A 24,543-nucleotide genomic window follows, 5' to 3' on the forward strand; every position below is an offset into this window, starting at 1 on the left:
GCCGATGCGCGCCTGCAAAACCGCCGAGGACGCCGCTCAGCGCCGCACGATCTTGCGCCGCTGCGCGCTGATGCCCGCATAGTCGGGCAGCGTGTCGACCCGCTTGCCGACGGCCTTCGCATACAGCGGCATCAGGTCCGGCAGGCGGTTCAGCAGATCCTGCCGCCGCGCGGCGCTGTACGGATGCATGTAGATGAAGCCCGATGTCCGGTTCGCGCGCGTGGCTGCCGCGAGCTTGTCCCACAGCGTGATCGCCGCGCGCGGATCGAAGCCGGCGCGGGCGGCAATGTCGCCGCCGATCACGTCGGCCTCGGTTTCGTCGGTCGGATCGTAGCGCAGCGTCTGCAGCCGCGCGCCGAGGTTCAGCGCCTGCGGCAGCGGATCGCCGACGCCGAACAGCGGCGGCAGCGCGGCCGCGCGCAGCGACGTTTGCGAGGCCGTGCCGAGATTGCTGCGCGCGTGTTCGCGCAGCGCATGCGCGATGCCGTGCGCGAGCAGCACGCCGAACTCGTCGTCGTTCAGGCGGACGCGGTCGAGCAGCCCGCCGTACACGAGCACCTTGCCGCCCGGCAGGCACGTGACGCGGATGTCGCGCGAGCGGATCGCATTGACGTCCCACGCCCAGTTCTTCACACGATCGTTCCACTTCACCGAATACGGCGCGAGCTTCATGAGGATCGCGCGCAGCCGCTTCACGCGCGGCTGGTTCGCGGGCAGCAGGCGGTCGTTGTCGGCGGCTGCCTGCACGATCTGCGCGTATTCGCTCGCGGTCAGTTGTTCGAGCAGCGGCGACGGGATCAGCGTGCGGAACGCGATCGCGTTGCCGTAGCGCACCTGCTGCGACGTCGGCGCATAGGCCTTCGCGGGCACGGCCGCGCCGCTCGGCTGCGCGGCTTCGGCGGCGGACTGCGCAACGGGAGCGGCGGGCGTGGCGGGCGCGGACGGCGCGACGACGGGTGCCGGCCCGGGCGCGCCCGCGCCGGCATCGGCCGCCGGCGCGCTGGCCGCCGCGCCGAGGGTCGCGATGCCGACGCTCAGCGCGGCGGCGGCGCGTGCCGCGCGACGCTGTCGATCATTGCGCACGGCTGGCCTCGCCGTTGCGCGCGGTGCCGTTCCACGGCGCGATCTTGAACAGCAGCAGCATGCCGGGGATCGCGAGCGCGGTGCACACGATGAAGTAGTCGAACCAGCCGATCTTCGCGACGATGAAGCCGCTCGCGGCCGATGCAAGCGTGCGCGGCACCGACGCGAGGCTCGTGAACAGCGCGAACTGCGTGGCCGTGTAGCGCGGGTCGGTCGTGCTCGCGATATACGCGACGAACGCGGCCATCGTCAGGCCGGTGGTGAACGTTTCGGCGGCGTAGACGAGCGCGAGCGCGACCGTCATCGGGCTCAGGTGCGGCGTGACCTCGAAGCCGAAGATCGACAGGAACGACGCGAGCGCGTGACTGGCCGCGACGGTGAAGTCGTAGAGCAGCGCGAGCACCGGCGAACCGGGGCCGACCTGCGCGAGCCATGCGAAGCCGAGCGTCGACACCATCTGCAGCGCGCCGAAGATCCACAGCCCGCGGCCGATGCCGATCTTGACGAGCCAGATGCCGCCGATGATGCCGCCGGCCACGCTCGCGACCAGCGCGGTGGTTTTCGCGACGATGCCGATCTCGGTGCGCGTGAAGCCGATGTCGAGGAAGAACGACGTCGATAGCGTGGTCGCCATCGTGTCGCCGATCTTGAACAGGAAGATGAACGCGATGACGAGCAGCGCGCCGCTCCAGCCGTCGCGCTGGATGAATTCGCGGAACGGCAGCACGATCGCGTCGCGCAGGTTGCGCGGCGGCGCGCCGGCCACCTCGGGCTCGCGCACGACGAGCGTCATCAGGATGCCCGGCAGCATGAACGCGCCCGTGATCGCGAATACGACGTCCCACGGCATGTGGTCGGACAGGATCAGCGCCAGCGAGCCGGGAATCAGCGCGGCGAGCTTGTACGCGTTCACGTGCACCGCGTTGCCGAGGCCCTGCTCGGTGTCGCGCAGCAGTTCGCGGCGATACGCGTCGATCACGATGTCGGAGCTTGCGCCGAAGAACGCGACGAGCGTCGTGAGCGCGGCGACCGTCCAGATCGAGTCGCGCGGCGACACGAAGCCGAGCGCGGCGATCGCGCCGGCAACCAGCACCTGCGTGAGCAGCATCCAGCCGCGCCGGCGGCCCGGCCGCCAGCCGGGCAGGCGCGGGATGAAGCGGTCCATCAGCGGCGCCCACAGGAACTTCCACGTATACGGGAACTGGATCAGCGCGAACAGGCCGATTTCCTTCAGGTTCACGCCCTCGGAGCGCAGCCATGCCTGCACGAGGTAGACGAGCGTGAACAGGGGCAGCCCCGACGTGAAGCCGAGAAACACGCAGATCAGCATGTGCGTGTTCAGATAGGCGCGCCAGCCGGGATGATCCTCGTGAGCGGTGAGTGCGGGCGCCTCGTGTGGCGTTTTGGACATGGACAGGAACTGGGTAGCGTTGACTGATTGCGGCGGCAGCGCAGGCGGCGCGCACGGCGCGGGAGGGGCGGCCGCACGCGGAGTGCGGGCCGGATCACCCGTCAACGGCTCCCCGGCTCAGCTGCGCTTGACGCGGTAGACAGCAAGACTACCACGCCAGTTCGCTCCCCATCGAATCGGCTGGCCTTCGTGCAGCACGACGCGGTCGAGGATCGTGACGCCGACTTCGGGCGCGAGCGCCTCGAAATCCTTGATCGTCAGCACCCGGACGTTCGGCGTGTTGTGCCATTGGTAAGGCAGCGACTTCGACACCGGCATCCGGCCGCGCAGCACCGACAGCCGGTGCGCCCAGTAGCCGAAGTTCGGGAACGACACGATGCATTCGCGGCCGACCCGTGCGGTCTCGCGCAGGATCGCGGCCGTCTGGTGGATCGTCTGCAGCGTCTGCGACAGGATCGCGAAATCGAAGCTGTGATCCTCGAACAGGCGCAGGCCGTCTTCCAGGTTCTGCTGGATCACGTTGATGCCGTTCTTCGCGCTCGCGAGCACGCCGGCATCGTTCAGTTCGATCCCGTAGCCGGACACGTCCAGTTCCTCGGACAGCAGCGACAGCAGCGAGCCGTCGCCGCAACCGAGATCGAGCACGGTCGAGCGCGGTTCGACCCAGCGGGCGATCGCACGGAAGTCCGCGCGTGCGGACAGGGAGTTCAGCGCTTGCTGGTTCATGCACCCACCTCGTTGGCGATTCGTTCGTAATACGCGCGCAGCAGGTTGTGATAGCGCGCGTCGTCGAGCAGGAACGCGTCGTGGCCGTGCGGCGCGTCGATCTCCGCGTAGCTGACCGTGCGCTTGTTGTCGAGCAGCGCCTTCACGATCTCGCGCGAACGCGCGGGCGCGAAGCGCCAGTCGGTCGAGAAGCTCGCGATCAGGTACTTCGCCTGCGTGTGTGCGAGCGCGGCCGTCAGGTTGCCGTCGAACGCCTTCGCCGGGTCGAAGTAGTCGAGCGCGCGCGTGATCAGCAGGTAGGTGTTCGCGTCGAAGTAGTCGGCGAACTTGTCGCCCTGGTAGCGCAGGTACGACTCGACCTCGAATTCGACGTCGAAGCTGAAGTTGTACGCGTCGAGCGCGCCGTCCGCGCGGCGCAGCGCACGGCCGAATTTCTCGGCCATGTCGTCGTCGGACAGATACGTGATGTGCCCGATCATCCGCGCGACGCGCAGGCCGCGCTTCGGCTTCACGCCGTGCGCGTAGTAGTCGCCGCCGTGGAAGTCGGGGTCCGACAGGATCGCCGAGCGCGCGACCTCGTTGAACGCGATGTTCTGCGCGGACAGCTTCGGCGTCGACGCGATGTCGATACAGTGGGCGACGCGCTCCGGATACATCAGGCTCCACGCGAGCGCCTGCATTCCGCCGAGGCTGCCGCCCATCACGGCGGCGAAGCGCTCGATGCCGAAGGCGTCGGCGACGCGCGCCTGCGCGTGCACCCAGTCCTCGACGGTGACGACCGGAAAGCGCGCGCCATACGGCTTGCCGGTCGACGGATCGATGCTCATCGGGCCGGTCGAGCCGAAGCACGAGCCGAGGTTGTTCACGCCGATCACGAAGAAGCGGTCGGTGTCGAGCGGCTTGCCGGGGCCCACCATGTTGTCCCACCAGCCGGTGCTGCGCGGATCGTCCGCGTAGATGCCGGCGACGTGGTGCGACGCGTTGAGCGCGTGGCAGACGAGCACCGCGTTCGAGCGCGCGGCGTTGAGCTCGCCGTACGTCTCGACGACGAGCTGATAGTTGCCGATCACGCTGCCGCTTTGCAAGCGCAGCGGTTCGGCGAAGTGCATGGTCTGTGGAGCGACGATGCCGATCGATTCCATTCGTTCCGCCTTATGACTGGGCGGCTAAACGGTGTCGGCGATGCGCGGAGGCGAAGGTGCGCGGCTGACGACCTCTTTAGCCGCATTTGTAGTGAACCGCCGGGACGAAGACGCATCAATGCCCCGGCCGGTTCGCGCGCCCGCAATCGAGTCAGCAAATCGGCGCGCTTCCGGCCTGCCGCCAAGGTGGCCGCAGGTCGGAGGAGTATAGCGGAATTCCGTGCCGCGCGGATTGCGCGGGCCGGCCGCGCGCGGCTACTGCAGGATCAGCCGCAAATGCGCGTCGGCCTGCTCGCCGGGCGGTTTCTGGAATCCGCCTTTCGCGAACCGGTGCCACTTGCCGATCACGTAGCTGACGAGCAGGCTCGCGCGCGCGGCGGGATCGTAGTCGGCCGGCAGCACGAACGGCGCGGCGCCATCGGGCGCCTGCGCCTCGCTACGCGCGACCCGCAGGCACTGTTTGACGGTCGCCTCGATCCGGTCGAGCAGCTGGTTCACGCGTTCGGTGAGGCGCTCGTCCTCGCCGACCAGCGCCTCGCCCGTCAGCACGCGCGTCATGCCCGGATTCTTCGCGGCGAAATTGAGCATCGTCAGCGCGATCGTGCGCGCCTGCTGCACGCCGTTCGGCTCCTTCGCGACGATCTGGTTGACGAGCCCGAACAGCGCCTGCTCGATGAACTCGATCAGCCCTTCGTACATCTTCGCCTTGCTCGTGAAATGCCGGTACAGCGCGGCTTCCGACACGTCGAGGCGGGCCGCGAGCGCGGCCGTCGTGATTTTTTCGGGCTTCGGCGCCTCGAGCATCGCGGCGAGCGTCTGCAGGATCATCACGCGGCGCTCGCCCGGCTTCGGGCGCGGGCGGGACGGTGACGCCTGGTCTTCCGTTACGGCTTGGTCCTGCGGGTAAGTCGGCTGCATTTCTGTCGCCCCGATCGTGTGCCCAGTCGGAGCGATTTTAACGAACGAATGCGCTGGTCGACATAATGCGGACGGCCGATGTTCGGCAAATGGCCCGGCAGGTGGCCGGTGATCCATACCGTGCCGATGCCGAGGCGCTTGTAGCGCTTCAGGTGGCTGCGGGTATCTTCGACGAGGATCGCGTCTTCGAGCCGCGCGTGCGCGGCTCGCAAGATCCGGCGCAACATCGTATGGTCGGGCTTCGCGCGCCACGTGCGACGGTCGCGCATGTGCTCGATCGCGATCACGCGCTCGAACAGCCGCTCGATGCGCAACTCGCGCAGCACCGCGCGCGCGTAGTTCTCGGGAGCGTTGGTCAGCACGAACTTGCGGCCCGGCAGCGCGGCGACGATGCGCGCGAGCCCGCGCTCGGCACGCAGCATCGCGGGCAGGTCGGAAAACGTGTGGACGACACGCAGGAAGTCGTGCGGATCGATCGGATGATGGCGCGTGAGGCCGAGAAGCGCCGCGCCGTAGCGCTGCGTGTAGCCGGTGCGCAGCCGGTCGGCTTCGGCGCGCCCGACCTGCAGCGCGTCGATGATGTACTGCGTCATCGCGCGGTTGATCTCCGGGAAGATCGCGTGCGATGCGTGATGGAGCGTGTTGTCGAGATCGAACAGCCAGACGGGCGCGCCGGCGCGCGGGCGGCTGCGGGAGATGCGCCGGCGTCGCAGCGACGCCGGCAGGCCGGGACGGGCAGTTGTGCGGCGCGCGCTCAATGCGAGCGGATCATCGTGCCGAACGGCTGCTCGGTCAGGATTTCCAGCAGCACCGAATGCTCGATGCGACCGTCGACGATGTGCACCGACTTCACGCCGCTCTTCGCGGCGTCGAGCGCCGACGAGATCTTCGGCAGCATGCCGCCGGAGATCGTGCCGTCCTCGAACAGCGCGTCGATCTCGCGCGCGGACAGATCGGTCAGCAGGTTGCCGTCCTTGTCCATCACGCCGGGGATGTTGGTCATCATCAGCAGCTTCTCGGCGTTCAGCACGGTGGCGAGCTTGCCGGCGACGAGATCGGCGTTGATGTTGTACGAGAGGCCGTCCTCGCCGAAACCGATCGGCGAGATCACCGGAATGAACGCGTCGTCCTGCAGCGCCTTCACGACCGCCGGGTTGATCGCCTCGACTTCGCCGACCTGGCCGATGTCGATGTACTGGCCCGGGTTGTCGCGGTCCGGCATCAGCAGCTTGCGTGCGTGGATCAGGCCGCCGTCCTTGCCCGTGAGGCCCACCGCGTGGCCGCCGAAGTGGTTGATCAGCATCACGATGTCCTGCTGGACCTCGCCGCCCAGCACCCATTCGACGACTTCCATCGTCTCTTCGTCGGTCACGCGCATGCCCTGGATGAAGGTGCCGGCCTTGCCGATCTTCTTCAGCGCGTGATCGATCTGCGGACCGCCGCCGTGGACGATCACCGGATTGATGCCGACCAGTTTCAGCAGGATCACGTCGCGCGCGAAGCCTTGCTTGAGGCGCTCTTCCGTCATCGCGTTGCCGCCGTATTTGATGACCACCGTCTTGCCGTGGTACCGGCGGATGTACGGCAGCGCCTCGGCGAGGATTTCTGCCTTCAGCGTGGGGGCGATCTGCGAGAGGTCGATGGGCTCGGACATGGCGGCGGCTCTGGCTGGGAACGGTTGAAACAGGGCGAATTGTACAGGAGTGGCGCAGCGCAGCATCGGGTTTTTGGGCTGGCCGGACGGCCGATCGCGCGGCCTGCCGCCAGCCGCGGCGGCCCGCCGGCCATGGCGCGGGACCCTGCACGGGACCCGCGCGACGCAGGGGCGGACCGCGCGGCGGGCGGCGTCGGCGGCGCGCATCGGCCGACCGGCCGACGTGCAAAATCCGTCCGTCGCGCTATGCTTGTCGCGTAGGGTGACGTTCATGCCCGCTTTCCGCCCTTCCGCGTTTCCGCCATGACCGATACCGCCGCCGACGCACGTTCGACTCCCGGCCGCGCGCGTTGCCCGCACTGCGGGCGCGGCTTCGACTGCGGCGCCCGCACGCAGCCGTTCGACTGCTGGTGCGCGTCGATGCCGACCTTGTCCGGCGGCGCGCCGCCGGCGCCCGGTACGCGCTGTCGCTGCCCCGAGTGTCTCGCCGACGAGATCGCCCGCAGCATGGCGCGCGCGGGCGGCTGACGGCGCGGGCCTGTTGCAAGCCGGTACGGCGCACGCCCGCCCGGCGCGCCCGCTCGGCGCGCCCGTCCGTCCGCACTGGTCCGGCCCCCGGTAGAGGTGCCGGGCGCTAAACGGGTAAACTGCTCGGATGCAACGAATTACCACCACCGGGCGCGTCAACCTCAGCCACCTGTTCTGGCTGCGCAATCTCGCGATCATCGGCCAGCTCGTGACGATCGGCGTCGTGCAGACCTATTTCGGCGTGCATCTGCCGTTGCCAGCAATGCTGATGGTCATCGCGCTCGAAATCGTTTTCAACGCGCTGACCTGGGTGCGCGTGCTGCGCGCGCGTCCCGAGACCAATTTCGAGCTGCTCGGCCAGCTGTGGGTCGACCTCGGCGCGCTGTCGGCGCTGCTGTTCCTGTCGGGCGGCACGACTAATCCGTTCGTGTCGCTGTACCTGCCGTCGCTCGCGATCGCGGCGGCCGTGCTGCCGTGGCACCTGATGATCTGGCTCGCGGCGTTCGCGGTCGCGTGCTACGCGGCGCTCGGTTTCGATTCGGTGCCGCTCAACATGGACAACCCGGCGAACCTGTTCGACTACTACCGCACGGGGATGTGGGTGAACTTCATGGTCAGCGTCGGCCTGATCGCGTGGTTCGTCGCGCGCATGTCGAATGCGTTGCGCCAGCGCGATGCGGCGCTCGGCGAAGCGCAGGCGCATCTGCTGCGCGACGAGCGGGCGGTTGCGCTCGGCGTGCAGGCCGCCACCGTCGCGCACGAGATGGGTACGCCGCTGTCGACGATCGCGATGCTCGCGGAGGAGCTGCGCGACGCGGCACGCGCCGATCCGGGGCTCGCGCGCTACGAGGCCGACCTGAAGGTGCTGGAAGAACAGATGACGCTCTGTACGTCGGCGCTCGCGCGCCTGCGCAGCCGGGCGAGCGCGCCGGCGAGCCGCCAGCCGGTGGACGACTGGCTCGACACGTTCGTCGAGCACTGGCGCCTGCGGCATCCGCACGTGCAGTTCGAACTGCTCGGCGCGCGCCCGTCGGGCGTCGGCCTCGACGATACCGTCGCGGCCGGCCAGATCCTGACGATCCTGCTCGACAACGCCGCGCGGGCGAGCCCGCACCGCGTGACGCTGGCCGCGAAGCTCGCGCACCACGAGCGCGCCGCGGACCAGATCGAATTCGAGGTCTGCGACGACGGCCCCGGCATCCCGGCCGCATTGCGGGACTCGCTCGGCTCGATGCCGGTCGACAGCACACAGGGCGGGCACGGGGTCGGCCTGTACCTCGCGTTCAGCGCGGCCGTGCGGCTGGGCGGCGAGATCGAGCTGTCCGATGTCGCGCCGCGCGCGACGGGCGGCAACGGGCGCGTCGGCGGCGCGAACGGACACGCGGCAACCGCGTCGGGCCAGCGCGCGACCGAACGCGCGGCGGCCATGCCGGACAGCCGCCCGGCCGGCACCCCGGGCCGCGGCACGCGCGCGGTGCTGCGCCTGCCGGTGACGCGTATCGCGGTGCCGGCCGCCTCAACCAACACGTAGACGGAGAAACCACATGAGCGAGAACAATTTCCTGGTGATCGACGACAACGAGGTGTTCGCGGGCACGCTCGCGCGCGGCCTCGAGCGCCGCGGTTACGCGGTCCAGCAGGCGCACGACAAGGAGGCGGCGCTGCGGTTGGCGGCCGGCGGCAAGTTCCAGTTCATCACCGTCGACCTGCATCTCGGCAACGATTCGGGCCTGAGCCTGATCGCGCCGCTGTGCGACCTGCAGCCCGACGCGCGGATTCTCGTGCTGACCGGCTACGCGAGCATCGCGACCGCCGTGCAGGCGGTGAAGGAAGGTGCCGACAACTATCTGGCGAAGCCCGCGAACATCGAGTCGATCCTGGCCGCGCTGCAGACCAACGCGAGCGAGGTGCAGGCCGACGAGGCGCTCGAGAATCCGGTGGTGCTGTCGGTCGACCGGCTCGAATGGGAGCACATCCAGCGCGTGCTGGCGGAGAACAACAACAACATCTCGGCGACCGCGCGCGCGCTGAACATGCACCGCCGCACGCTGCAACGCAAGCTCGCGAAGAAGCCGGTGCGGCAGTAACGGGCGCGGCGGCATCGCCGGGCGCACCAACGAAAACGGGCGGCTCCAAGGAGCCGCCCGTTTCGCATTCGACACCGCGCGCGTTACAGCACGTAGCGCGACAGGTCTTCGTCCTGCGCCACTTCGCCGAGCGCGCGATCGACGTATTTCGCATCGATCGTCACGCGCTCGCCGGCATGGTTGCCGGCCGAGAACGACACTTCCTCGAGCAGCTTCTCGATCACCGTGTACAGGCGGCGCGCACCGATGTTCTCGGTCTTCTCGTTGACCGCGTACGCGATCTCGGCGAGGCGGCGGATGCCGTCCTCGGCGAACTCGAGTTCCACGTCCTCGGTGGCGAGCAGCGCCTGGTACTGCTTGACGAGGCTCGCGTCGGTCGCGACGAGGATCGCCTCGAAATCCTTCACCGACAGCGAGTCGAGCTCGACGCGGATCGGAAAGCGCCCCTGCAGTTCGGGAATCAGGTCGCTCGGCTTCGCGAGATGGAACGCGCCGCTCGCGATGAACAGGATGTGATCGGTCTTCACCATCCCGTACTTCGTGTTGACCGTCGTGCCTTCGACGAGCGGGAGCAGGTCGCGCTGCACGCCCTGGCGCGACACTTCGCCGCCGCTGCCTTCGTTGTTGCGCGACGTGATCTTGTCGATCTCGTCGAGGAACACGATGCCGTTCTGCTCGACGTTCTGCACGGACTTCGTCTTCACTTCCTCGTCGTTGAGCATCTTCGCCGCTTCCTCGTCGGTCAGCAGCTTCAGCGCTTCCTTGATCTTCACCTTGCGGCGCTGCTTCTTGCCGCTGCCGAGGTTCGAGAACATCGAGCGGATCTGCTCGGTCATCTCTTCCATCCCCGGCGGCGCCATGATGTCCATGCCCACCGACGGCTGCTCGAGGTCGAGCTCGACTTCCTTGTCGTCGAGCTGGCCTTCGCGCAGGCGCTTGCGGAAGGTCTGGCGCGTTGCGTTGTTGTCGTCGTTCGCATGGTCCGCGTTGCCGCCGAAGCCCACCGCGCGCGGTTGCGGCAGCAGGATGTCGAGGATGCGGTCCTCCGCCTGGTCGGTCGCCTTGCTGCGCACCTTGCGCATCTCGGATTCGCGCGTCTGCTTGACGGAGATCTCGATCAGGTCGCGCACGATGCTGTCGACGTCGCGGCCGACATAGCCGACTTCGGTGAACTTGGTCGCCTCGATCTTGATGAACGGCGCGTCGGCGAGCTTTGCGAGGCGCCGCGCGATTTCGGTCTTGCCGACGCCCGTCGGCCCGATCATCAGGATGTTCTTCGGCGTGATTTCCTGGCGCAGCGGCTCGGCGACCTGCTGGCGGCGCCAGCGGTTGCGCAACGCGACGGCCACCGCCTTCTTCGCCTTGTCCTGGCCGATGATGTGCTTGTCGAGTTCCGAGACGATCTCGGCAGGGGTCATGGTGCTCATGGTGCGGTCCTTACTCGATCGTTTCGATGATGCGGTTGTGGTTCGTGTAGATGCACATGTCGCCGGCGATCTCGAGCGACTTCTCGACGATCTCGCGCGGGGACAGCTCGGTGTTCTCCGCGAGCGCGCGGGCCGCGGCCTGCGCGTAGGCGCCGCCCGAACCGATCGCACAGATGCCGCCTTCCGGGTCGAGCACGTCGCCGTTGCCGGTGATGACGAGCGTGGTGGTCGCATCGGCCGTGATCAGCATCGCCTCGAGGCGGCGCAGCATCCGGTCGGTGCGCCAGTCCTTCGCGAGTTCGACGGCCGCGCGGGTCAGGTTGCCCTGGTGCTTCTCGAGCTTCGCTTCGAAGCGATCGAGCAGCGAGAACGCATCGGCGGTGCCGCCCGCGAATCCGACCAGAACCTGGTTGTTGTAGATTCGCCGCACTTTCCGCGCGCCACCCTTCATGACGATGTTGCCGAGGGTTACCTGGCCGTCGCCGCCGAGCGCGACCTTGTCGCCGCGCCGGACCGAAACGATGGTCGTGCCGTGAAATTGCTCCATCTGCGTTCCTTGAGAAAAACGGGGAAGAGTCGGGCGGCGCGTGGCGCCGCCGCATGAATCGCAGTGCGCCGGGGAGCGGCCCGGCGCGCATCCGTTTCATTTTAGGGCGGGCGCCGGGATATCAAGAGGGGCGGGCAAATCGGCCGGCGGGCCGGGAGGCGCGCCGGAAAAACAAAAAGCGCGCGGCAGGCCGCGCGCTTTCGGGAAGCAGCGTGTCGGAGCGGAACGCCGCTCGATCAGTCGCCGAACAGCTTCTGGCGCAGCTCGCGGCGCTCTTGCGCCTCGAGCGACAGCGTCGCCGTCGGACGCGCAAGCAGGCGCGGGATGCCGATCGGTTCGCCGGTTTCCTCGCACCAGCCGTAATCGCCGGAATCGATGCGGGCGAGCGACTGCTGAACCTTCTTGAGGAGCTTGCGTTCGCGATCGCGCGTGCGCAGCTCGAGCGCGTGCTCTTCCTCGATCGTCGCGCGATCGGCGGGATCGGGCACGATCACCGTCTCGCGCAGGTTCTCGGTCGTCTGGCCTGCGTTCTTGAGGATGTCCGCCTGCAACTGTTCGAGCCGATTTTTGAAGAAGGCGAGCTGATCCTCATTCATGTAATCCTTGTCGCTCATCTTCAGGATTTCGGCTTCGGTCAAGAGTTTCTTCGTCATCTGCTTGCTTCTTCAATGTGCGGCAAATCAGGAGATATTGCCTGCACTTTGGGATTACCCGCAACTGCGCTTGCAATCATTTGCGATTTGCCGCCGCGGGGCCGAAAGCCTCTGGAAAACCGGTTCTCAAATACCAGGATAGCCCTGGCGCGGATTTGCGCGCGCGGCGAACCGGTGCTGCGCGGCAGATCGCATCGGCCGCGGCCGGGTGGCGGATGGGCGATCCGGCGCGGTTGCGATGCCCGGGTAATGGTTCAGCAAGAACCGGGCCTGTTATTGCCGTACTCCAGCGGGCACGTATTGTAACTGAATCGCAAGCGGGCGCCGTATCGGGTCGATCCCCGTCGGCTGCGCCAATATCTTGAAAATATAACGCGCAAATCGCGAAAAAGCGATGACGGCGAAACCCTGCCCGGAAAAGCACCGCGCACGCGCCGCGGCCGCCCGGGCAGGCGGCCGCGCGCAAGGCCCGCGCCGGCGCCCGAACGCTCAGGCGAGGCAGGCGTCGAGGCCGTCGGTGATCAGGTCCTGCGGCAGGTCGACACCGATGAACACCATCTTGTTGGTCTTCTTCTCGGCCGGCAGCCATTTCGCGGCGAGGTCGCTGCCCATCATCTGGTGCACGCCCTGGAACACGACCTTGCGGTCGACGCCCTTCATGTACAGCACGCCCTTGTAGCGCAGCATCCGCTCGCCGTAGATCTGGAGGATGCCGCCGAGGAAGTCTTCCAGTTTGTTCGGGTCGAACGGGCGGTCGTTGCGGTACACGAACGACTTGATCTTGTCGTCGTGGTGCGCGTGGTGATGGTTGTGATGACCGTGGCCGTGATCGTGCGCGCATTGACCGTGATCGTGGTCGCAATGCGCGTGATCGTGATCATGGTCGTGATCGTGATGATCGTGCGCGTGGTCGTCCTCGGCGAGGAAGTCCGGGTCGATCTCGAGCTTCGCGTTCAGGTTGAAGCCGCGCAGGTCGAAGATTTCCTTGATGTCCGCTTCGCCGAAGTTCACGACCTTGATCGTCGCCTTCGGGTTCATGTGCATCAGGCGGTGCTTGAGCGCCGCGACGGCCTGGTCGTCCACCAGGTCCGACTTCGTGATGAACAGGCGATCGGCGAAGCCGACCTGGCGCTGCACCACTTCGTGTTCGTCGAGCTGCGCGTTCGCATGCTTCGCGTCGACCAGCGTGATGACCGCGTCGAGCAGGAAGTCGTCGGCGATCTCGCTGTCGATGAAGAAGGTCTGCGCGACCGGGCCCGGATTCGCGAGGCCGGTCGTTTCGATCACGATGCGGTCGAAGTCGAGCTTGCCTTCGCGCTTCTTCGCGGCGAGATCGCCGAGCGCGCGTGCCAGGTCGCCGCGGATCGTGCAGCAGATGCAGCCGTTGCTCATCTGGATGATCTGCTCGTTCGTGTCCTGAACGAGGATCTCGTTGTCGATGTTCTCTTCGCCGAATTCGTTCTCGATCACGGCGATCTTCATGCCGTGCTGTTCGTTCAGGATGCGCTTGAGCAGCGTCGTCTTGCCGCTGCCGAGGAAGCCGGTGAGGATGGTGACGGGAGTGGCCATGTCGGTCGCCTGTGGTTCGTGAATCGGGGTCAAAACCAGGATGTGTGCGTCGCGCCGTCGACTGGCGAGCCGGGGCGCACAACCATCCATTGAAACATACCTGTCAAGCCCTCGCCCGTCGTCCGGACGACAGGCTCGAGCGCGGGGCCGCCAGCGGGCAACGGCCGGCGGACGCGAGCGTGCGCGTAGATCGGGGCGATCAGACGATTTGCAACAGCAGGCCCTTCAGATATTCGCCTTCCGGGAACGCGGCGAGCAGCGGGTGGTCGACGCCCGCACCCAGCCGCTTCAGGATCCGCGCGTCGACCTTCGCGTCGGCCGCCGCGCCCGCGACGATCTTCTGGAACAGATCCATGTCGATCGCGCCCGAGCACGAGTACGTGAACAGCAGGCCGCCCGGACGCAGCAGCCGGAAGCCGCTCAGGTTGATGTCCTTGTATGCGCGCGATGCGCGCTCGACGCTGTCGCGGGTCGGCGCGAACTTCGGCGGATCGAGCACGATCAGGTCGAAGCGCTCGCCTTCGTCGACGAGGCGGCGCAGCGTCTTGAACGCGTCCGCGTCGAGCCAGGTCGCGCGTTCGGCGTCGAAGCCGTTGGCCACGACGTTCTGTTGCGCGAGCGCGAGCGCGTCGCCCGACGAGTCGATCGACACCACGCGTTTCGCGCCGCCCTTGAGCGCCGCGAGCGAGAAGCCGCCCGTGTAGCAGAAGCAGTTGAGCACGTCGCGGCCGGCCGCGTATTGCGCGACGAGCGCGCGGTTGTCGCGCTGGTCGACGTAGAAGCCCGTCTTGTGGCCGTGCGGCACGTCGACGTGATAACGCACGCCGTTTTCGTTCGCGATCAGCGTCGCGGGCGGCGCGTCGCCGGCGAGCACGCCGGTCGTCTGCGCGAGCCCTTCCTTGTCGCGGATCGACACGTCCGAGCGCTCGTACACGTTCGGGCAGCCGGTCGCGCCGACGAGTGCCGCGACGATCGCGTCCTTCCACGCGTCGACGCCCGCGGCCATGAACTGGCACACCAGCTGGCCGCGCGGCGCGGCGCCGGGTGCGGCCGTATCCGCGACGTAATAGTCGACGACCAGCCCGGGCAGCCCGTCGGCTTCGCCGAACACGAGCCGCACCGCGCCCGTGCCCGACACCATCGACGTGCGGTGCGCGACCGCACGCTGCACGCGGCGCTTGAAGAATGCGTGATCGATCGGCTCGTTCTCGTCGAAGCTCCACACGCGCACGCGGATCTGCGACTGCGGGCTGTACGCGCCGCGCGCGAGAAAGCGTCCGTCGTGCGCGCGCACGATCACGGTGGCGCCGGGCGCGGGCGTGCCGTCGACGCGGTCGATCGCATTGGCGTAGATCCACGGATGCCGGCGCAGCAGCGATTTGTCCCTGGACGGTCTGAGTGTGACGGTTTGCATGATCGGATCGAAAGAGGCCGCGGCGGGTGCCGGCCGTGGCCGGCCGCCGTGCGCGGCGGGTATGGCGGGATGCGCGTCAGTCGCGCTTCTTCGCGCGCGGATGCGCGCTGTCGTAAATTTTCGCGAGATGCTGGAAGTCGAGCGACGTATAAACCTGCGTCGCGGCGACGCTCGCGTGGCCCAGCAGCTCCTGCACCGCGCGCAGGTCGCCGCTCGACTGCAGCACGTGCGTGGCGAACGAGTGGCGCAGCACGTGCGGATGGACATTGGCGGGAATGCCCGCGCTCAGCGCCGCGCGCTTCACGCGGTCGCGCACGACGCCCGGTGCCATCCGGTTGCCGCGCACGGACACGAACAGCGGATGCGGATCGTGCTTCACGAATTCGTCGCGCACCGCGAGCCACGCGTTGAGTGCGTCGATCGCCTTGCGGCCGACCGGCACCTTGCGTTCCTTGTTGCCCTTGCCGCGCACGGTGACTTCCGCTTCGGCGAGATCGAGCCAGCCCGCCGAGCGGTAGCCGTCCGCCTCCGTATACCTGACGTCGAGCCCGACCAGTTCGGCCAGGCGCAGCCCGGACGAATAGAACAGCTCGAGGATCGCGTGATCGCGGATGCCCTCGGTCGTGCCGGCGAGCGGCGCGTCCATCAGTGCCGCTGCGTCGTCGACCGACAGCGCCTTCGGCAGGGTTTTCGGGCGCTTCGGCGCGCGCACCGCGGCGACGGGGTTCGCGGGCATCTCGATGCGCTGCGCGAGCCAGCGGTAGAACGCGCGCCACGCGGACAGCCGGTGCGAGATCGAGCGCGCGGACAGCCCGCCGGCATGCGCGCGGGCGACCGCGCCGCGCATGTCGGCGGCCGTGAGCGCATCGAGCGGGCGGCCGGCGGCGAGCTTCTTCAGTTCGTCGAGTTCGTGCGTGTACGCGCGCAGCGTGTGTTCCGACAGCTGCCTGACGTGCTTCAGGTTCGACAGGTAGGCGGCGATCGGATCGTCGGTCATCGCGGGCGGTGGATCAGTGCGGCAGCAGGCGCGTAAGCGCCGCGCTCGCGAGCGTTGCGATCTGCGCGAGGAAGTCGGTCGCCATCCCGTCGTGGAAGCGGCGCGGATCGGGCGAGCCGAGCACGAGCAGGCCGAACGCCGGCGCGTCGGTGCCGGCGAGCGGCGCGCGCAGCGCGAGCAGCGCGACCGACGTGGCCGCGCCGTCGCCGGCCGGCGCGGCTTCGGCGCCTTCCGTCGCGGTCGCGGCCGGTGCCGGAAGCGCGGGCGCGAGCCACTGGGCCGCTTCGAAGCCTGTGTTCGCGCCGCAATACGGCGTCGACAGCCCGTTCGCGAACAGGCGCACTTCCTCGCCGACCTGGCGCGCGAAATCGGCCTGCGCGTAGGTGTCGGCGACGTCCCACACGCGCAGCGCCGTCTGCGGCACGTCGAACACGTCGGCGATGCCTTCGGCGATCGTGCGCGGCAGCGCGTACGGGTCGCGTTCCGCGATCACGCGCGCCGTCCAGCGGCTGAACTTCGCGGACAGGCTGTCGTTCTCGTGGCCGTAGCGCACCAGTTCGGCGAGCCGGCGCTCGAGATGCTTGTTCTTGTCGCGCAGCATCTCCATCTGCCGCTCCTGCAGCGAGATCGCGGCCTTGCCGTGCGGGTTCGCGAGACGGATCGTCGCGAGCAGTTCCGCGTGTTGCGCGAAGAATTCGGGATTGGCGAGCAGGTAGTCGGCGACTTCGCGATCGTTCATGTGGCTGGAGCGTTCAGTTATCAGGACGTTGAAGGGTCAGACGTTCAGGTCGATCTCGCCTTCGAACACGGTCGCGGCGGGCCCGGCCATCATGAGCGCGGCGGATTCGTCGCGCGCGCCGTCCCAGCTGATCGTCAGCGTGCCGCCGTGCGTGTGCACGGTCACCGGCGAATCGAGCAGGCCGCGCCGGATGCCGGCCGCCACCGCCGCGCACGCGCCGGTGCCGCACGCGAGCGTCTCGCCCGCGCCGCGCTCGTACACGCGCAGCTTCACTTCGTGGCGCGACACGATCTGCATGAAGCCGGCGTTCACCCGCTGCGGGAAGCGGGCGTGACGCTCGATCAGCGGGCCTTCGTCGAGCACCGGCCACGCTTCGGCATCGTCGACGACCTGCACCGCGTGCGGGTTGCCCATCGACACCGTCGAGATCCAGCGCGTATGGCCGCCGACGTCGAGCGGCCACAGCGTGTCGTTGCCATCGGCGCGGCCGTCGAGCCCCGACGCGTCGAACGGCACGTGCGCCGGCGCGAACACGGGTGCGCCCATGTCGACGACGACTTCGCCGTCGTCCTGCATCGTCAGCGTGATCAAGCCCTTCATCACCTGTACGCGCACGCTGCGCTTGTCGGTCAGGCCGCGGTCGCGGACGAATTTCACGAAGCAGCGCGCGCCGTTGCCGCAATGTTCGACCTCGCCGCCGTCGCAATTGAAGATCCGGTACTTGAAATCCGCGCCGTCGACGGTCGGCTTCTCGACGAGCAGCAGTTGATCTGCGCCGATGCCGAAGTGTCGGTTGGCGAGCGCGCGCACCTGCGCGTCGGTGAGCGGCGGCAGCGCGCGCGAATAGCTGTCGAGCACGACGAAGTCGTTGCCCGCGCCGTGCATCTTGGTGAACGAGAGTTTCACAGGGTCCGGAATTCCATGGCGAACAGGGCGGTCGGCACGGTGGACGTGCGAGCCGGCCTCGCGGGCCGCGTCGTTCGTCGTGCTGATCTCAACCGCAAATGATACATGCAGCCGACAGGGGCGTCCTGCGCTGCGCGGGGTGTCGTTCGGGGCGCAGGCACGCCTCTGACGGCGCGCCCGCGGGTTCGACTCAGTAGAGGCTCGGCTCGCCGGGCGGGCGCGTCTTGAAGCGCTTGTGCACCCAGTAATACTGCTCGGGCATCAACGGAATCTGCTCCTCGAGGAATTCGTTCATCCGCCGTGCGTCGAGATCGTCGTCGCCGGTCGGGTAGTTGTCCCACGGCTTGAATACCTTGAGCCGGTAGCCCTTGTAGTTCGGCAGCACCTCGCCGATGAACGGCACGACCTGCGCGCGGCCCGTTTTCGCGAGCCGGCCGACGGCCGTCAGCGTGCACGCCGGCACGCCGAAGAAGGGCACGAACGTCGAATTGCGCAGGCCGTAGTCCATGTCGGCGCCGAGCATCACGGGCTTGCGGTCGCGCAGCCAGCGCAGCACGACGCGCGCGCTGTCCGCGCGGCCGACCATCTCCGCGTCGAAGCGCCCGCGGGCCTTCTTCGCCTCTTCCTCGAGCACGGCATTCGAGAACGGCTGGTACAGCGACCCGCAGCGGCGCTGCAGCGAACGGTTCAGCCAGATCGAGCCGGCTTCGATGCCGACGAAATGCAGGCCCAGGAACAGCGTCGGCGGCAGGTCCGGATCGGTGAGGTCGACGGCGCTGTCGACCTGGATCAGCTTCGCGAGCTTGCGCTCGGAACCGAACCACTGGACGCTGCGCTCGACGTAGCTGCGGATCGCGTGGCGGAAATGCCGGCCGGCCACTTCTTCGCGCCGCTCGTCGCTCCAGTCGGGGAAGCAGAGTTTCAGATTGGTGTGTACGATGCGCTTTCGCCGGCTGGGAATCTGGTACAGCAGCCAGCCGAGGCCGTCGCCGAACCGTGCGGTCAGGCCGTACGGCAGCAGGGCGAGCAGCTTCAGCAAGCCGATGGCGAGGTGCGTGCCGAGGCGGCCTAGCATGCGAAGTCTCCGTGAGGCCGGCAGGCCGGCACGTTGCGAACAGGGGGGTAGGACAGCGGAAGATGCAGCACGGGCGGCGCTCTGTGACAATTCACGAAAGCCGCTATAATACGGGCTTCGCCGAGTTAACTGACAACTTGCGGGGCGAAGCCGGCTGGCGCGAAGCGCGCTGCCCGGTCCTGGTAATCCGCTAAAGCGTCGCCGCTTCAGGCCCAACGAAGCTGGCTACGTGAAACCAACCGTAACCACACAGGAGCCTGAAAAAGTGGCAAACGATTATCTCTTCACGTCCGAATCCGTCTCCGAAGGCCATCCGGACAAGGTCGCGGACCAAATCTCGGACGCGATTCTCGACGCCATCCTCGAGCAGGACAAATACTCCCGCGTTGCAGCCGAAACGCTGTGCAACACGGGTCTCGTCGTTCTGGCCGGTGAAATCACCACGACGGCCAACATCGACTACATCCAGATCGCGCGCGACACCATCAAGCGCATCGGCTACGACAACACCGACTACGGCATCGACTACAAGGGTTGCGCGGTGCTGGTCGCGTACGACAAGCAGTCGCCTGACATCGCGCAAGGCGTCGATCGCGCGCACGACGACAACCTCGATCAAGGCGCGGGCGACCAGGGCCTGATGTTCGGTTACGCATGCGACGAAACGCCGGAGCTGATGCCGCTGCCGATCTACCTGTCGCACCGTCTCGTCGAGCGCCAGGCGAGCCTGCGCCGCGACGGCCGCCTGCAGTGGCTGCGCCCGGACGCGAAGTCGCAGGTGACGGTCCGCTACGTCGACGGCAAGCCCGATTCGATCGATACCGTCGTGCTGTCGACGCAGCACGCACCGGACATCGAACTGCCGGCACTGCGCGAAGCCGTGATCGAGGAAATCATCAAGCCGACGCTGCCGGCCGAGCTGATCAAGGGCGACATCAAGTTCCTGGTGAACCCGACCGGCCGGTTCGTGATCGGCGGCCCGCAGGGCGACTGCGGCCTGACGGGCCGCAAGATCATCGTCGACACCTACGGCGGTGCCGCACCGCACGGCGGCGGCGCGTTCTCGGGCAAGGATCCGTCGAAGGTCGACCGTTCGGCTGCGTATGCCGGCCGTTACGTCGCGAAGAACATCGTCGCGGCAGGCCTCGCATCGCGCGCGCTGATCCAGGTGTCGTACGCGATCGGCGTCGCCGAGCCGACTTCGGTGATGGTCAATACGTTCGGCACGGGCCGCGTGTCGGATGCGGTGATCACGAAGCTCGTGCGCGAGCATTTCGACCTGCGTCCGAAGGGCATCATCAAGATGCTCGACCTGCTGCGCCCGATCTACGAGAAGACGGCAGCTTACGGCCACTTCGGCCGCGAAGAGCCGGAATTCTCGTGGGAAGCGACCGACAAGGCGCTCGCACTGGCCGAAGCGGCCGGCGTGGAGCCGACGGCTCGCGTCGCGTAAGCGTCGTCCTGCCATCGTCGGGCGTTGGCCCGGCAGCACTCCGCTCGAACCCGTGAAGTATCGATAGTGGTTGCGGCCAATAATGCCCCGTAAGTCGTGGACTTCCGGGGCATTGTCTTTTTCCCTTCTCAAAACGGCCATCGTGGCCGTTGACGGCGCGCGTTGATTCGTCCCGCTGGCCAACCATCTTCGCGCCGCCGCTTCTCGGGGCGTGTTGTTTTCGGCTTCGCAGACGAAATACGCGGGACTGTTTCGCCGTGCCGATAGAACACGCCTGCGCGATGACGGGCGAACGATGTACCGACGCGCGGTGAATTCAAATATTCAATTTCGTTTCGATTTTCAATCAGGTCATTTATCGATCGGATCGATATTGATCGACGTCACGCTGAGCGATCTATTCACTATCTCTAAATTGTTACAAATGTTGACATTCGTTGACGTTGACGATCCTGTTTTCGAGAAGTAACTTTTCAAATGACGGGTTGAAGCGAGTTGTGTTCGATCTGTCCGTAAATGGAAATCTTAATTTAATGGAGAAAATGATGGAATCGATTCAATCGAGTAATGAAAATGTCGCGGCCGAAGTGATGCGCTCCGAATACAACATCGATATCGCCGTACCAGGCGAACCGGCTGATTTCACCGCTATCAATGTCGAGGGCTGCTTGAGCAGCTCCAGCGTGCTTGGCTGACCCGCGTAGAGATCAGCAGCAGGCGGGAGTGGAGGGTGCCTCCTGCTCCCGTCAGGGATGAGAGGCCGTCATGAAAAAAATCGAGGCAATGGATTTTCCGCTGTTCGTTAAATGGTATATCACGCAGCGATGCAATCTGCGTTGCACGCACTGCTATTTGACGGACTATCAACGCGCTCCCGAATTTAATGAAATTGTGCCGATTATTGATTATCTCGGTGCTCGCGGCGTTTTCGGAATTGTCTTAATAGGCGGCGAGCCGGTTGCGAGAAACGATCTGGCTGAAATCGTCAGGAGAATCACTTCGCACGGGATGCGGTCGAAAATCGCGACCAATGCGACATTGGTCGATACCGAGAAGGCGCACGAATTGGTCGACGCAGGTGGCGTGCAGTATCAGGTCAGCCTCGAAAGCCCCGTGGCGGAGGAAAACGACGCCATTCGCGGCCCCAGGACATTTGCGCGCGCCGTCCGCGGGATTCGGGCGCTGGTCGACGCAGGCGCACGTATTCATCTCGCATTTACCCTGACCGGGGTCAATTATCGTCGGCTCGAAAGCATGTTCGAACTGGCGGCCGCCTTGGGGGTAACCGGCATCAAGTTGAATGCCTTTATCCCTATTGGGACCGGTCGATTGCTGGCTCGGCAACACTTGCTGTCACCCGACATGTGTCGAGAAATTGCGGAAGCCATCGTGCATCACTCGTCCCGATTTCCGGGGCTTGATGTCGAAGGGGGCGCCTTCGTGAAGCGGATACACATCTCGCCGAATCGGTCTTCCTCGGATGCGACTTTCGGATGCGGTGCGGGCACGACGTCGATGATCATCAATAGCGATCTCACCGTTTCGGCGTGCGACATGCTCGTCGAAGAGGACCGGACCGAGCAAGCCATCCAGTCGCCTGCGGATATAGACGCGATGTGGCGAGGTGACGCCTTGTTCCGGCGGTGGCGTGGGCAAGCTCAGGGGGAGCGCACACCGACAATCAGATCGTTCGATGACGTTCATCAACACGGTTGCCATGTCGCATTCAACGCCTACTCGCGCAATCTCTTTACATCGGAATCGTGATGGCCGATGAGCTGAAGCGCTGGCGGCGCCTTTGCTATTTACAGGCATGCCTCGCTCTCGAAGCATTCTCGGCGCCCGTTCTCGTGTTTTTTTACACGTCCTATGCCGGATTCACGTTCGCCCAATACAGCTCGATCATTTCGCTGATCTTCGTTTTTTTGTGGTTGCTCGAGATTCCGACAGGCGTGCTTGCCGATCGGTATGGCAGAAAGTTCGCGCTGGTGACCGGCAACGTCGTGTATTTCGCCGCGATGGTTTGTCTGGTCCGCTACGGGCATCGGGCATCGCCGTGGCTGATCGCATTTCTGTTCGCATGCGGGGGGGCACTATCGAATGGAGCATTTCAGGCAATGATGTTCGACGCGTTCGCCGCATGCGGCCGAGATGCCGACTTTCACACCGTCAATGCTCGTGCGACGAGCGTGTCTTTGTTGTGCGGGGGGGCTGCTTCGGTAGTCGGTGGCTGGCTTGCGTCGCGCTCCCTCGCATTCCCGATGTATCTCGACATGGGCATTCTCGCCGCATTGACGTTGTCGTTTGCGCTTTGGATTCGCGAACCGGTGTACGAGCATCGATCGCGCCGGCCCGGGCTTGTCGAAATCGCGAGAGACGGCATTGCGACCACCATTTCATCCCGCGCTTTGCTGGGAGCCATCCTCGTAGCGGCTGTCACGTTCGCCTGTCTGCGGGCCGGCTTCAATTTTTATCAGCCGTTGCTGCTAGAGGGCGGCGCAGATGTCGAGGCCATCGGGTGGATATTCGCCGCGATGTACGGGTTTTCTTCAGCGGCAGCCTACGTGTTCAGCCACATACGCAAATCCGCGTTGTTGTCCCGTGTCCCGGCGACGGTCTTGATTCTCCTGTTCGCGGCGGCGGCTTGCGTGATCACCGTTCCGAATGCTTTCGCTTCGTTGGAATGGGTGTTGTTCTCGATTGCTTGTCACCAGATCGTCCGAGGCATGTATCCGTCATATGCCGCCTACTTGATTAACCGCTGTTTACCCGCGGGGACAACCAACCGAACCACGATTCTGTCGGCGGCGTCTCTGGTCAGAGCGGTGTGTGCCGCGGTGTTCTTGTGGGGAAGCGGGATGATCGCGCAACGGATCGGATTCGCGAGCGCGTTCGTCATGTTGAGCGCGTCTACCGCGGTCTTGATTGGTTTGATTTCACTTTTTCGAGGTGATGTCGATGGCGAACGTATCGTCCCCGTTTCTCCCTCAAACGATTAGCCTCTACATCACGTATCGCTGCCAGTCGCGGTGCAGGCACTGCTTTCTGGTGGAGAACGACAAGATTGGCCGTTATGAGTTGCCGCTCGAGCAGTGCCTGTCGATCATCGACGAGGCGCGTGATCATCGGGCCTACATGCTCGTATTGTCAGGGGGCGAACCGCTTCTTCACCGCGATTTCGATTTGATTGTCGAATATGCGCGAACCGCCGGCCTGTTGCCGTTGGTCGGCCTGACCGGCGCCGGAGTCACGGACGAGCATGTCGAAACCCTTTGCAGGCATGGGATTCCGAGCGTTCAGGTCAGTCTCGACGGTGCAACCGCACGGTCTAACGACGCTATCCGCGGTGCCGGGAGTTTCAATGAGGTCGGGGATGCGATCGTCCGCTTGCGCGCGGCCGGACTGAAGGTCAACCTCGCCTTGTGCTTGCACGAACAAAACCGGGGCGAAGCGATGGCGTTGTTCGAGCATGCGTGGCGGCTGGGCGTCGCGCGAGTCAAGCTGGCCTTTTATGAATCGTCGGGGTCTTGCGCCGCATTTGAGCCGCTCACGCCCGGGATGAAGCGGGAGGTGTTGCAAGCCGCGTCGGCCTTCATGGACAGCAAAAGCGGCGACGGCTGGATTGCTTGCCCTACCCATGATGTCCGGACCGGTCGCGAAATTCGCCCGACCAGGCGCCTTCCTCCGCTCGTTATCGGCGCAGACGGCGAACTTGCTGCCGGCGAATGGGGAGAGCGAATCGGCTCGTTGTCGGAGGGGGCACTCGCCGAACAGTATTGCACTTTCGTTGCAGGCAAGCAGGCGGCCTTCTTCGAGCGCGTTGTGCTCGATGCGGCGACGCAACATGGAATAGCAAGCGTGACGGTTGCCGCCCATGATATCGGTGCAAATGCGCTCATTTATGAGCATGGCGGTCAGCGCCATGTCGTCGTGAGCGAAAGAGTGGAGGGCGCCTTGAGATTCTTCACGACCCTGCACGAAATCGGCCATGTCGCGACGCGTACGCTGGCAACAGATCCGAGGCGTCATGCTTCTATCGACGTAGAGCGCCAGGTCAACCTGTGGGTGCTGGACATGCTGCGCGATCACATCTCGGCCGATTCGCTGGCCGAATACGTGGCAGCGGCTTCTTGTTCGGAGGCCGCGCTGTACAGGCTTGTGGATCAGCGACTCGATAAGGACTTGACGAACTACTGGTGCTAGACGGAGGGCCT

At 66.0% G+C, this 24,543-nt stretch carries 24 protein-coding genes; 8 read left to right on the forward strand and 16 right to left on the reverse strand.

Annotated elements, in window-relative coordinates:
- Nucleotides 1–36: 36 nt before the first annotated feature.
- The 7 genes from HW466_RS17580 to argB all read right to left on the reverse strand — a co-directional run bounded on the left by HW466_RS17580 (nucleotide 37) and on the right by argB (nucleotide 6,934).
- Nucleotides 37–1,083, reverse strand: coding sequence for a M48 family metallopeptidase (locus HW466_RS17580; RefSeq protein ID WP_059448431.1), 1,047 nt, complete (start codon nucleotides 1,081–1,083; stop codon nucleotides 37–39).
- Nucleotides 1,073–2,494, reverse strand: coding sequence for an AmpG family muropeptide MFS transporter (locus HW466_RS17585; protein WP_059448432.1), 1,422 nt, complete (start codon nucleotides 2,492–2,494; stop codon nucleotides 1,073–1,075). The genes HW466_RS17580 and HW466_RS17585 overlap by 11 nt, the downstream gene beginning before the upstream one ends.
- Nucleotides 2,495–2,611: 117 nt before the next feature.
- Entirely contained in the window at nucleotides 2,612–3,220 is a 609-nt protein-coding gene (gene metW, locus HW466_RS17590) for a methionine biosynthesis protein MetW (RefSeq protein WP_059448433.1), read from the reverse strand.
- The gene (gene metX / locus HW466_RS17595; RefSeq protein ID WP_151006027.1) at nucleotides 3,217–4,362 is read right to left on the reverse strand and encodes a homoserine O-succinyltransferase MetX; all 1,146 of its coding nucleotides are present in this window, start codon (nucleotides 4,360–4,362) and stop codon (nucleotides 3,217–3,219) included. The genes metW and metX overlap by 4 nt, the downstream gene beginning before the upstream one ends.
- 255 nt (nucleotides 4,363–4,617) lie before the next feature.
- Complete coding sequence (gene slmA, locus HW466_RS17600) at nucleotides 4,618–5,280, reverse strand: nucleoid occlusion factor SlmA (protein WP_060348116.1); 663 nt, start codon at nucleotides 5,278–5,280, stop codon at nucleotides 4,618–4,620.
- Nucleotides 5,247–6,038, reverse strand: coding sequence for a pyrimidine 5'-nucleotidase (locus tag HW466_RS17605; protein WP_059771759.1), 792 nt, complete (start codon nucleotides 6,036–6,038; stop codon nucleotides 5,247–5,249). Before HW466_RS17605 ends, slmA begins: the two co-directional genes overlap by 34 nt.
- Nucleotides 6,035–6,934 (reverse strand): acetylglutamate kinase, encoded by a 900-nt coding sequence (argB, locus tag HW466_RS17610; RefSeq protein WP_006490510.1) that lies wholly within the window; start codon nucleotides 6,932–6,934, stop codon nucleotides 6,035–6,037. The genes HW466_RS17605 and argB overlap by 4 nt, the downstream gene beginning before the upstream one ends.
- 303 nt (nucleotides 6,935–7,237) lie before the next feature.
- Between argB and HW466_RS17615 the strand changes: the two genes are divergently transcribed.
- The 3 genes from HW466_RS17615 to HW466_RS17625 all read left to right on the forward strand — a co-directional run bounded on the left by HW466_RS17615 (nucleotide 7,238) and on the right by HW466_RS17625 (nucleotide 9,549).
- Nucleotides 7,238–7,462, forward strand: coding sequence for a cysteine-rich CWC family protein (locus tag HW466_RS17615; RefSeq protein ID WP_059504461.1), 225 nt, complete (start codon nucleotides 7,238–7,240; stop codon nucleotides 7,460–7,462).
- 127 nt (nucleotides 7,463–7,589) lie between these two features.
- Nucleotides 7,590–8,993 carry an ATP-binding protein gene (locus tag HW466_RS17620; protein ID WP_176316090.1) on the forward strand — a complete coding sequence of 468 codons (1,404 nt, stop codon included), beginning with the start codon at nucleotides 7,590–7,592 and terminating at the stop codon, nucleotides 8,991–8,993.
- 13 nt (nucleotides 8,994–9,006) lie between these two features.
- Entirely contained in the window at nucleotides 9,007–9,549 is a 543-nt protein-coding gene (locus HW466_RS17625) for a response regulator transcription factor (protein WP_059448439.1), read from the forward strand.
- Between the two features lie 83 nt (nucleotides 9,550–9,632).
- Here HW466_RS17625 and hslU read toward each other — a convergent pair whose 3' ends face one another.
- The 9 genes from hslU to lpxL form a co-directional block, all read right to left on the reverse strand.
- Complete coding sequence (gene hslU, locus HW466_RS17630; RefSeq protein WP_151006414.1) at nucleotides 9,633–10,976, reverse strand: ATP-dependent protease ATPase subunit HslU; 1,344 nt, start codon at nucleotides 10,974–10,976, stop codon at nucleotides 9,633–9,635.
- Nucleotides 10,977–10,986: 10 nt separating this feature from the next.
- Nucleotides 10,987–11,523: an ATP-dependent protease subunit HslV gene (gene hslV / locus HW466_RS17635; protein ID WP_006760749.1), complete on the reverse strand. Its 537-nt coding sequence runs from the start codon at nucleotides 11,521–11,523 to the stop codon at nucleotides 10,987–10,989.
- Between the two features lie 236 nt (nucleotides 11,524–11,759).
- Nucleotides 11,760–12,176 carry an RNA polymerase-binding protein DksA gene (gene dksA / locus HW466_RS17640; RefSeq protein ID WP_006477498.1) on the reverse strand — a complete coding sequence of 139 codons (417 nt, stop codon included), beginning with the start codon at nucleotides 12,174–12,176 and terminating at the stop codon, nucleotides 11,760–11,762.
- Between the two features lie 489 nt (nucleotides 12,177–12,665).
- Nucleotides 12,666–13,745 carry a CobW family GTP-binding protein gene (locus tag HW466_RS17645; protein ID WP_151006532.1) on the reverse strand — a complete coding sequence of 360 codons (1,080 nt, stop codon included), beginning with the start codon at nucleotides 13,743–13,745 and terminating at the stop codon, nucleotides 12,666–12,668.
- A gap of 199 nt (nucleotides 13,746–13,944) precedes the next feature.
- Complete coding sequence (locus HW466_RS17650) at nucleotides 13,945–15,159, reverse strand: class I SAM-dependent rRNA methyltransferase (RefSeq protein WP_059771762.1); 1,215 nt, start codon at nucleotides 15,157–15,159, stop codon at nucleotides 13,945–13,947.
- 76 nt (nucleotides 15,160–15,235) lie between these two features.
- Nucleotides 15,236–16,156, reverse strand: coding sequence for a tyrosine recombinase XerC (xerC, locus tag HW466_RS17655; protein ID WP_059448443.1), 921 nt, complete (start codon nucleotides 16,154–16,156; stop codon nucleotides 15,236–15,238).
- Between the two features lie 13 nt (nucleotides 16,157–16,169).
- Nucleotides 16,170–16,895, reverse strand: coding sequence for a DUF484 family protein (locus HW466_RS17660; protein ID WP_059504473.1), 726 nt, complete (start codon nucleotides 16,893–16,895; stop codon nucleotides 16,170–16,172).
- A 36-nt stretch (nucleotides 16,896–16,931) separates the two neighbouring features.
- Nucleotides 16,932–17,801: a diaminopimelate epimerase gene (dapF, locus tag HW466_RS17665; RefSeq protein ID WP_151005393.1), complete on the reverse strand. Its 870-nt coding sequence runs from the start codon at nucleotides 17,799–17,801 to the stop codon at nucleotides 16,932–16,934.
- 190 nt (nucleotides 17,802–17,991) lie between these two features.
- Nucleotides 17,992–18,900: a lauroyl acyltransferase LpxL gene (gene lpxL, locus HW466_RS17670; RefSeq protein WP_269112330.1), complete on the reverse strand. Its 909-nt coding sequence runs from the start codon at nucleotides 18,898–18,900 to the stop codon at nucleotides 17,992–17,994.
- A 241-nt stretch (nucleotides 18,901–19,141) separates the two neighbouring features.
- Here lpxL and metK point away from each other — a divergent pair, with 241 nt between their 5' ends.
- The 5 genes from metK (at nucleotide 19,142) to HW466_RS17695 (ending at nucleotide 24,532) form a co-directional block, all read left to right on the forward strand.
- On the forward strand, nucleotides 19,142–20,329 hold the full coding sequence (metK, locus tag HW466_RS17675) for a methionine adenosyltransferase (protein WP_011546455.1): 1,188 nt from the start codon (nucleotides 19,142–19,144) through the stop codon (nucleotides 20,327–20,329).
- Between the two features lie 545 nt (nucleotides 20,330–20,874).
- Nucleotides 20,875–21,024: a hypothetical protein gene (locus tag HW466_RS17680; RefSeq protein WP_155630629.1), complete on the forward strand. Its 150-nt coding sequence runs from the start codon at nucleotides 20,875–20,877 to the stop codon at nucleotides 21,022–21,024.
- 70 nt (nucleotides 21,025–21,094) lie between these two features.
- Nucleotides 21,095–22,096 (forward strand): radical SAM protein, encoded by a 1,002-nt coding sequence (locus HW466_RS17685; RefSeq protein ID WP_151005395.1) that lies wholly within the window; start codon nucleotides 21,095–21,097, stop codon nucleotides 22,094–22,096.
- Nucleotides 22,096–23,328, forward strand: a complete 1,233-nt coding sequence (locus HW466_RS17690) for an MFS transporter (RefSeq protein WP_151005397.1) — start codon at nucleotides 22,096–22,098, stop codon at nucleotides 23,326–23,328. Before HW466_RS17685 ends, HW466_RS17690 begins: the two co-directional genes overlap by 1 nt.
- A complete protein-coding gene (locus HW466_RS17695; RefSeq protein WP_170296690.1) occupies nucleotides 23,288–24,532 on the forward strand; it encodes a radical SAM protein in 1,245 nt (414 codons plus the stop codon). The genes HW466_RS17690 and HW466_RS17695 overlap by 41 nt, the downstream gene beginning before the upstream one ends.
- Nucleotides 24,533–24,543: the final 11 nt, after the last annotated feature.

The organism is Burkholderia territorii (assembly GCF_902833055.1).
In the GTDB taxonomy this organism is placed as follows: domain Bacteria; phylum Pseudomonadota; class Gammaproteobacteria; order Burkholderiales; family Burkholderiaceae; genus Burkholderia; species Burkholderia territorii.

Excerpts from the sequence above, each read along its gene's own strand:
- HW466_RS17585 (WP_059448432.1), bottom strand. The coding sequence starts at position 2,494 with ATGTCCAAAACGCCACACGAGGCGCCCGCACTCACCGCTCACGAGGAT.
- metW (WP_059448433.1), bottom strand. The coding sequence starts at position 3,220 with ATGAACCAGCAAGCGCTGAACTCCCTGTCCGCACGCGCGGACTTCCGT.
- metX (WP_151006027.1), bottom strand. The coding sequence starts at position 4,362 with ATGGAATCGATCGGCATCGTCGCTCCACAGACCATGCACTTCGCCGAA.
- slmA (WP_060348116.1), bottom strand. The coding sequence starts at position 5,280 with ATGCAGCCGACTTACCCGCAGGACCAAGCCGTAACGGAAGACCAGGCG.
- argB (WP_006490510.1), bottom strand. The coding sequence starts at position 6,934 with ATGTCCGAGCCCATCGACCTCTCGCAGATCGCCCCCACGCTGAAGGCA.
- HW466_RS17615 (WP_059504461.1), top strand. The coding sequence starts at position 7,238 with ATGACCGATACCGCCGCCGACGCACGTTCGACTCCCGGCCGCGCGCGT.
- HW466_RS17620 (WP_176316090.1), top strand. The coding sequence starts at position 7,590 with ATGCAACGAATTACCACCACCGGGCGCGTCAACCTCAGCCACCTGTTC.
- HW466_RS17625 (WP_059448439.1), top strand. The coding sequence starts at position 9,007 with ATGAGCGAGAACAATTTCCTGGTGATCGACGACAACGAGGTGTTCGCG.
- hslU (WP_151006414.1), bottom strand. The coding sequence starts at position 10,976 with ATGAGCACCATGACCCCTGCCGAGATCGTCTCGGAACTCGACAAGCAC.
- hslV (WP_006760749.1), bottom strand. The coding sequence starts at position 11,523 with ATGGAGCAATTTCACGGCACGACCATCGTTTCGGTCCGGCGCGGCGAC.
- dksA (WP_006477498.1), bottom strand. The coding sequence starts at position 12,176 with ATGACGAAGAAACTCTTGACCGAAGCCGAAATCCTGAAGATGAGCGAC.
- HW466_RS17645 (WP_151006532.1), bottom strand. The coding sequence starts at position 13,745 with ATGGCCACTCCCGTCACCATCCTCACCGGCTTCCTCGGCAGCGGCAAG.
- HW466_RS17650 (WP_059771762.1), bottom strand. The coding sequence starts at position 15,159 with ATGCAAACCGTCACACTCAGACCGTCCAGGGACAAATCGCTGCTGCGC.
- xerC (WP_059448443.1), bottom strand. The coding sequence starts at position 16,156 with ATGACCGACGATCCGATCGCCGCCTACCTGTCGAACCTGAAGCACGTC.
- HW466_RS17660 (WP_059504473.1), bottom strand. The coding sequence starts at position 16,895 with ATGAACGATCGCGAAGTCGCCGACTACCTGCTCGCCAATCCCGAATTC.
- HW466_RS17680 (WP_155630629.1), top strand. The coding sequence starts at position 20,875 with ATGGAATCGATTCAATCGAGTAATGAAAATGTCGCGGCCGAAGTGATG.
- HW466_RS17685 (WP_151005395.1), top strand. The coding sequence starts at position 21,095 with ATGAAAAAAATCGAGGCAATGGATTTTCCGCTGTTCGTTAAATGGTAT.
- HW466_RS17690 (WP_151005397.1), top strand. The coding sequence starts at position 22,096 with ATGGCCGATGAGCTGAAGCGCTGGCGGCGCCTTTGCTATTTACAGGCA.
- HW466_RS17695 (WP_170296690.1), top strand. The coding sequence starts at position 23,288 with ATGGCGAACGTATCGTCCCCGTTTCTCCCTCAAACGATTAGCCTCTAC.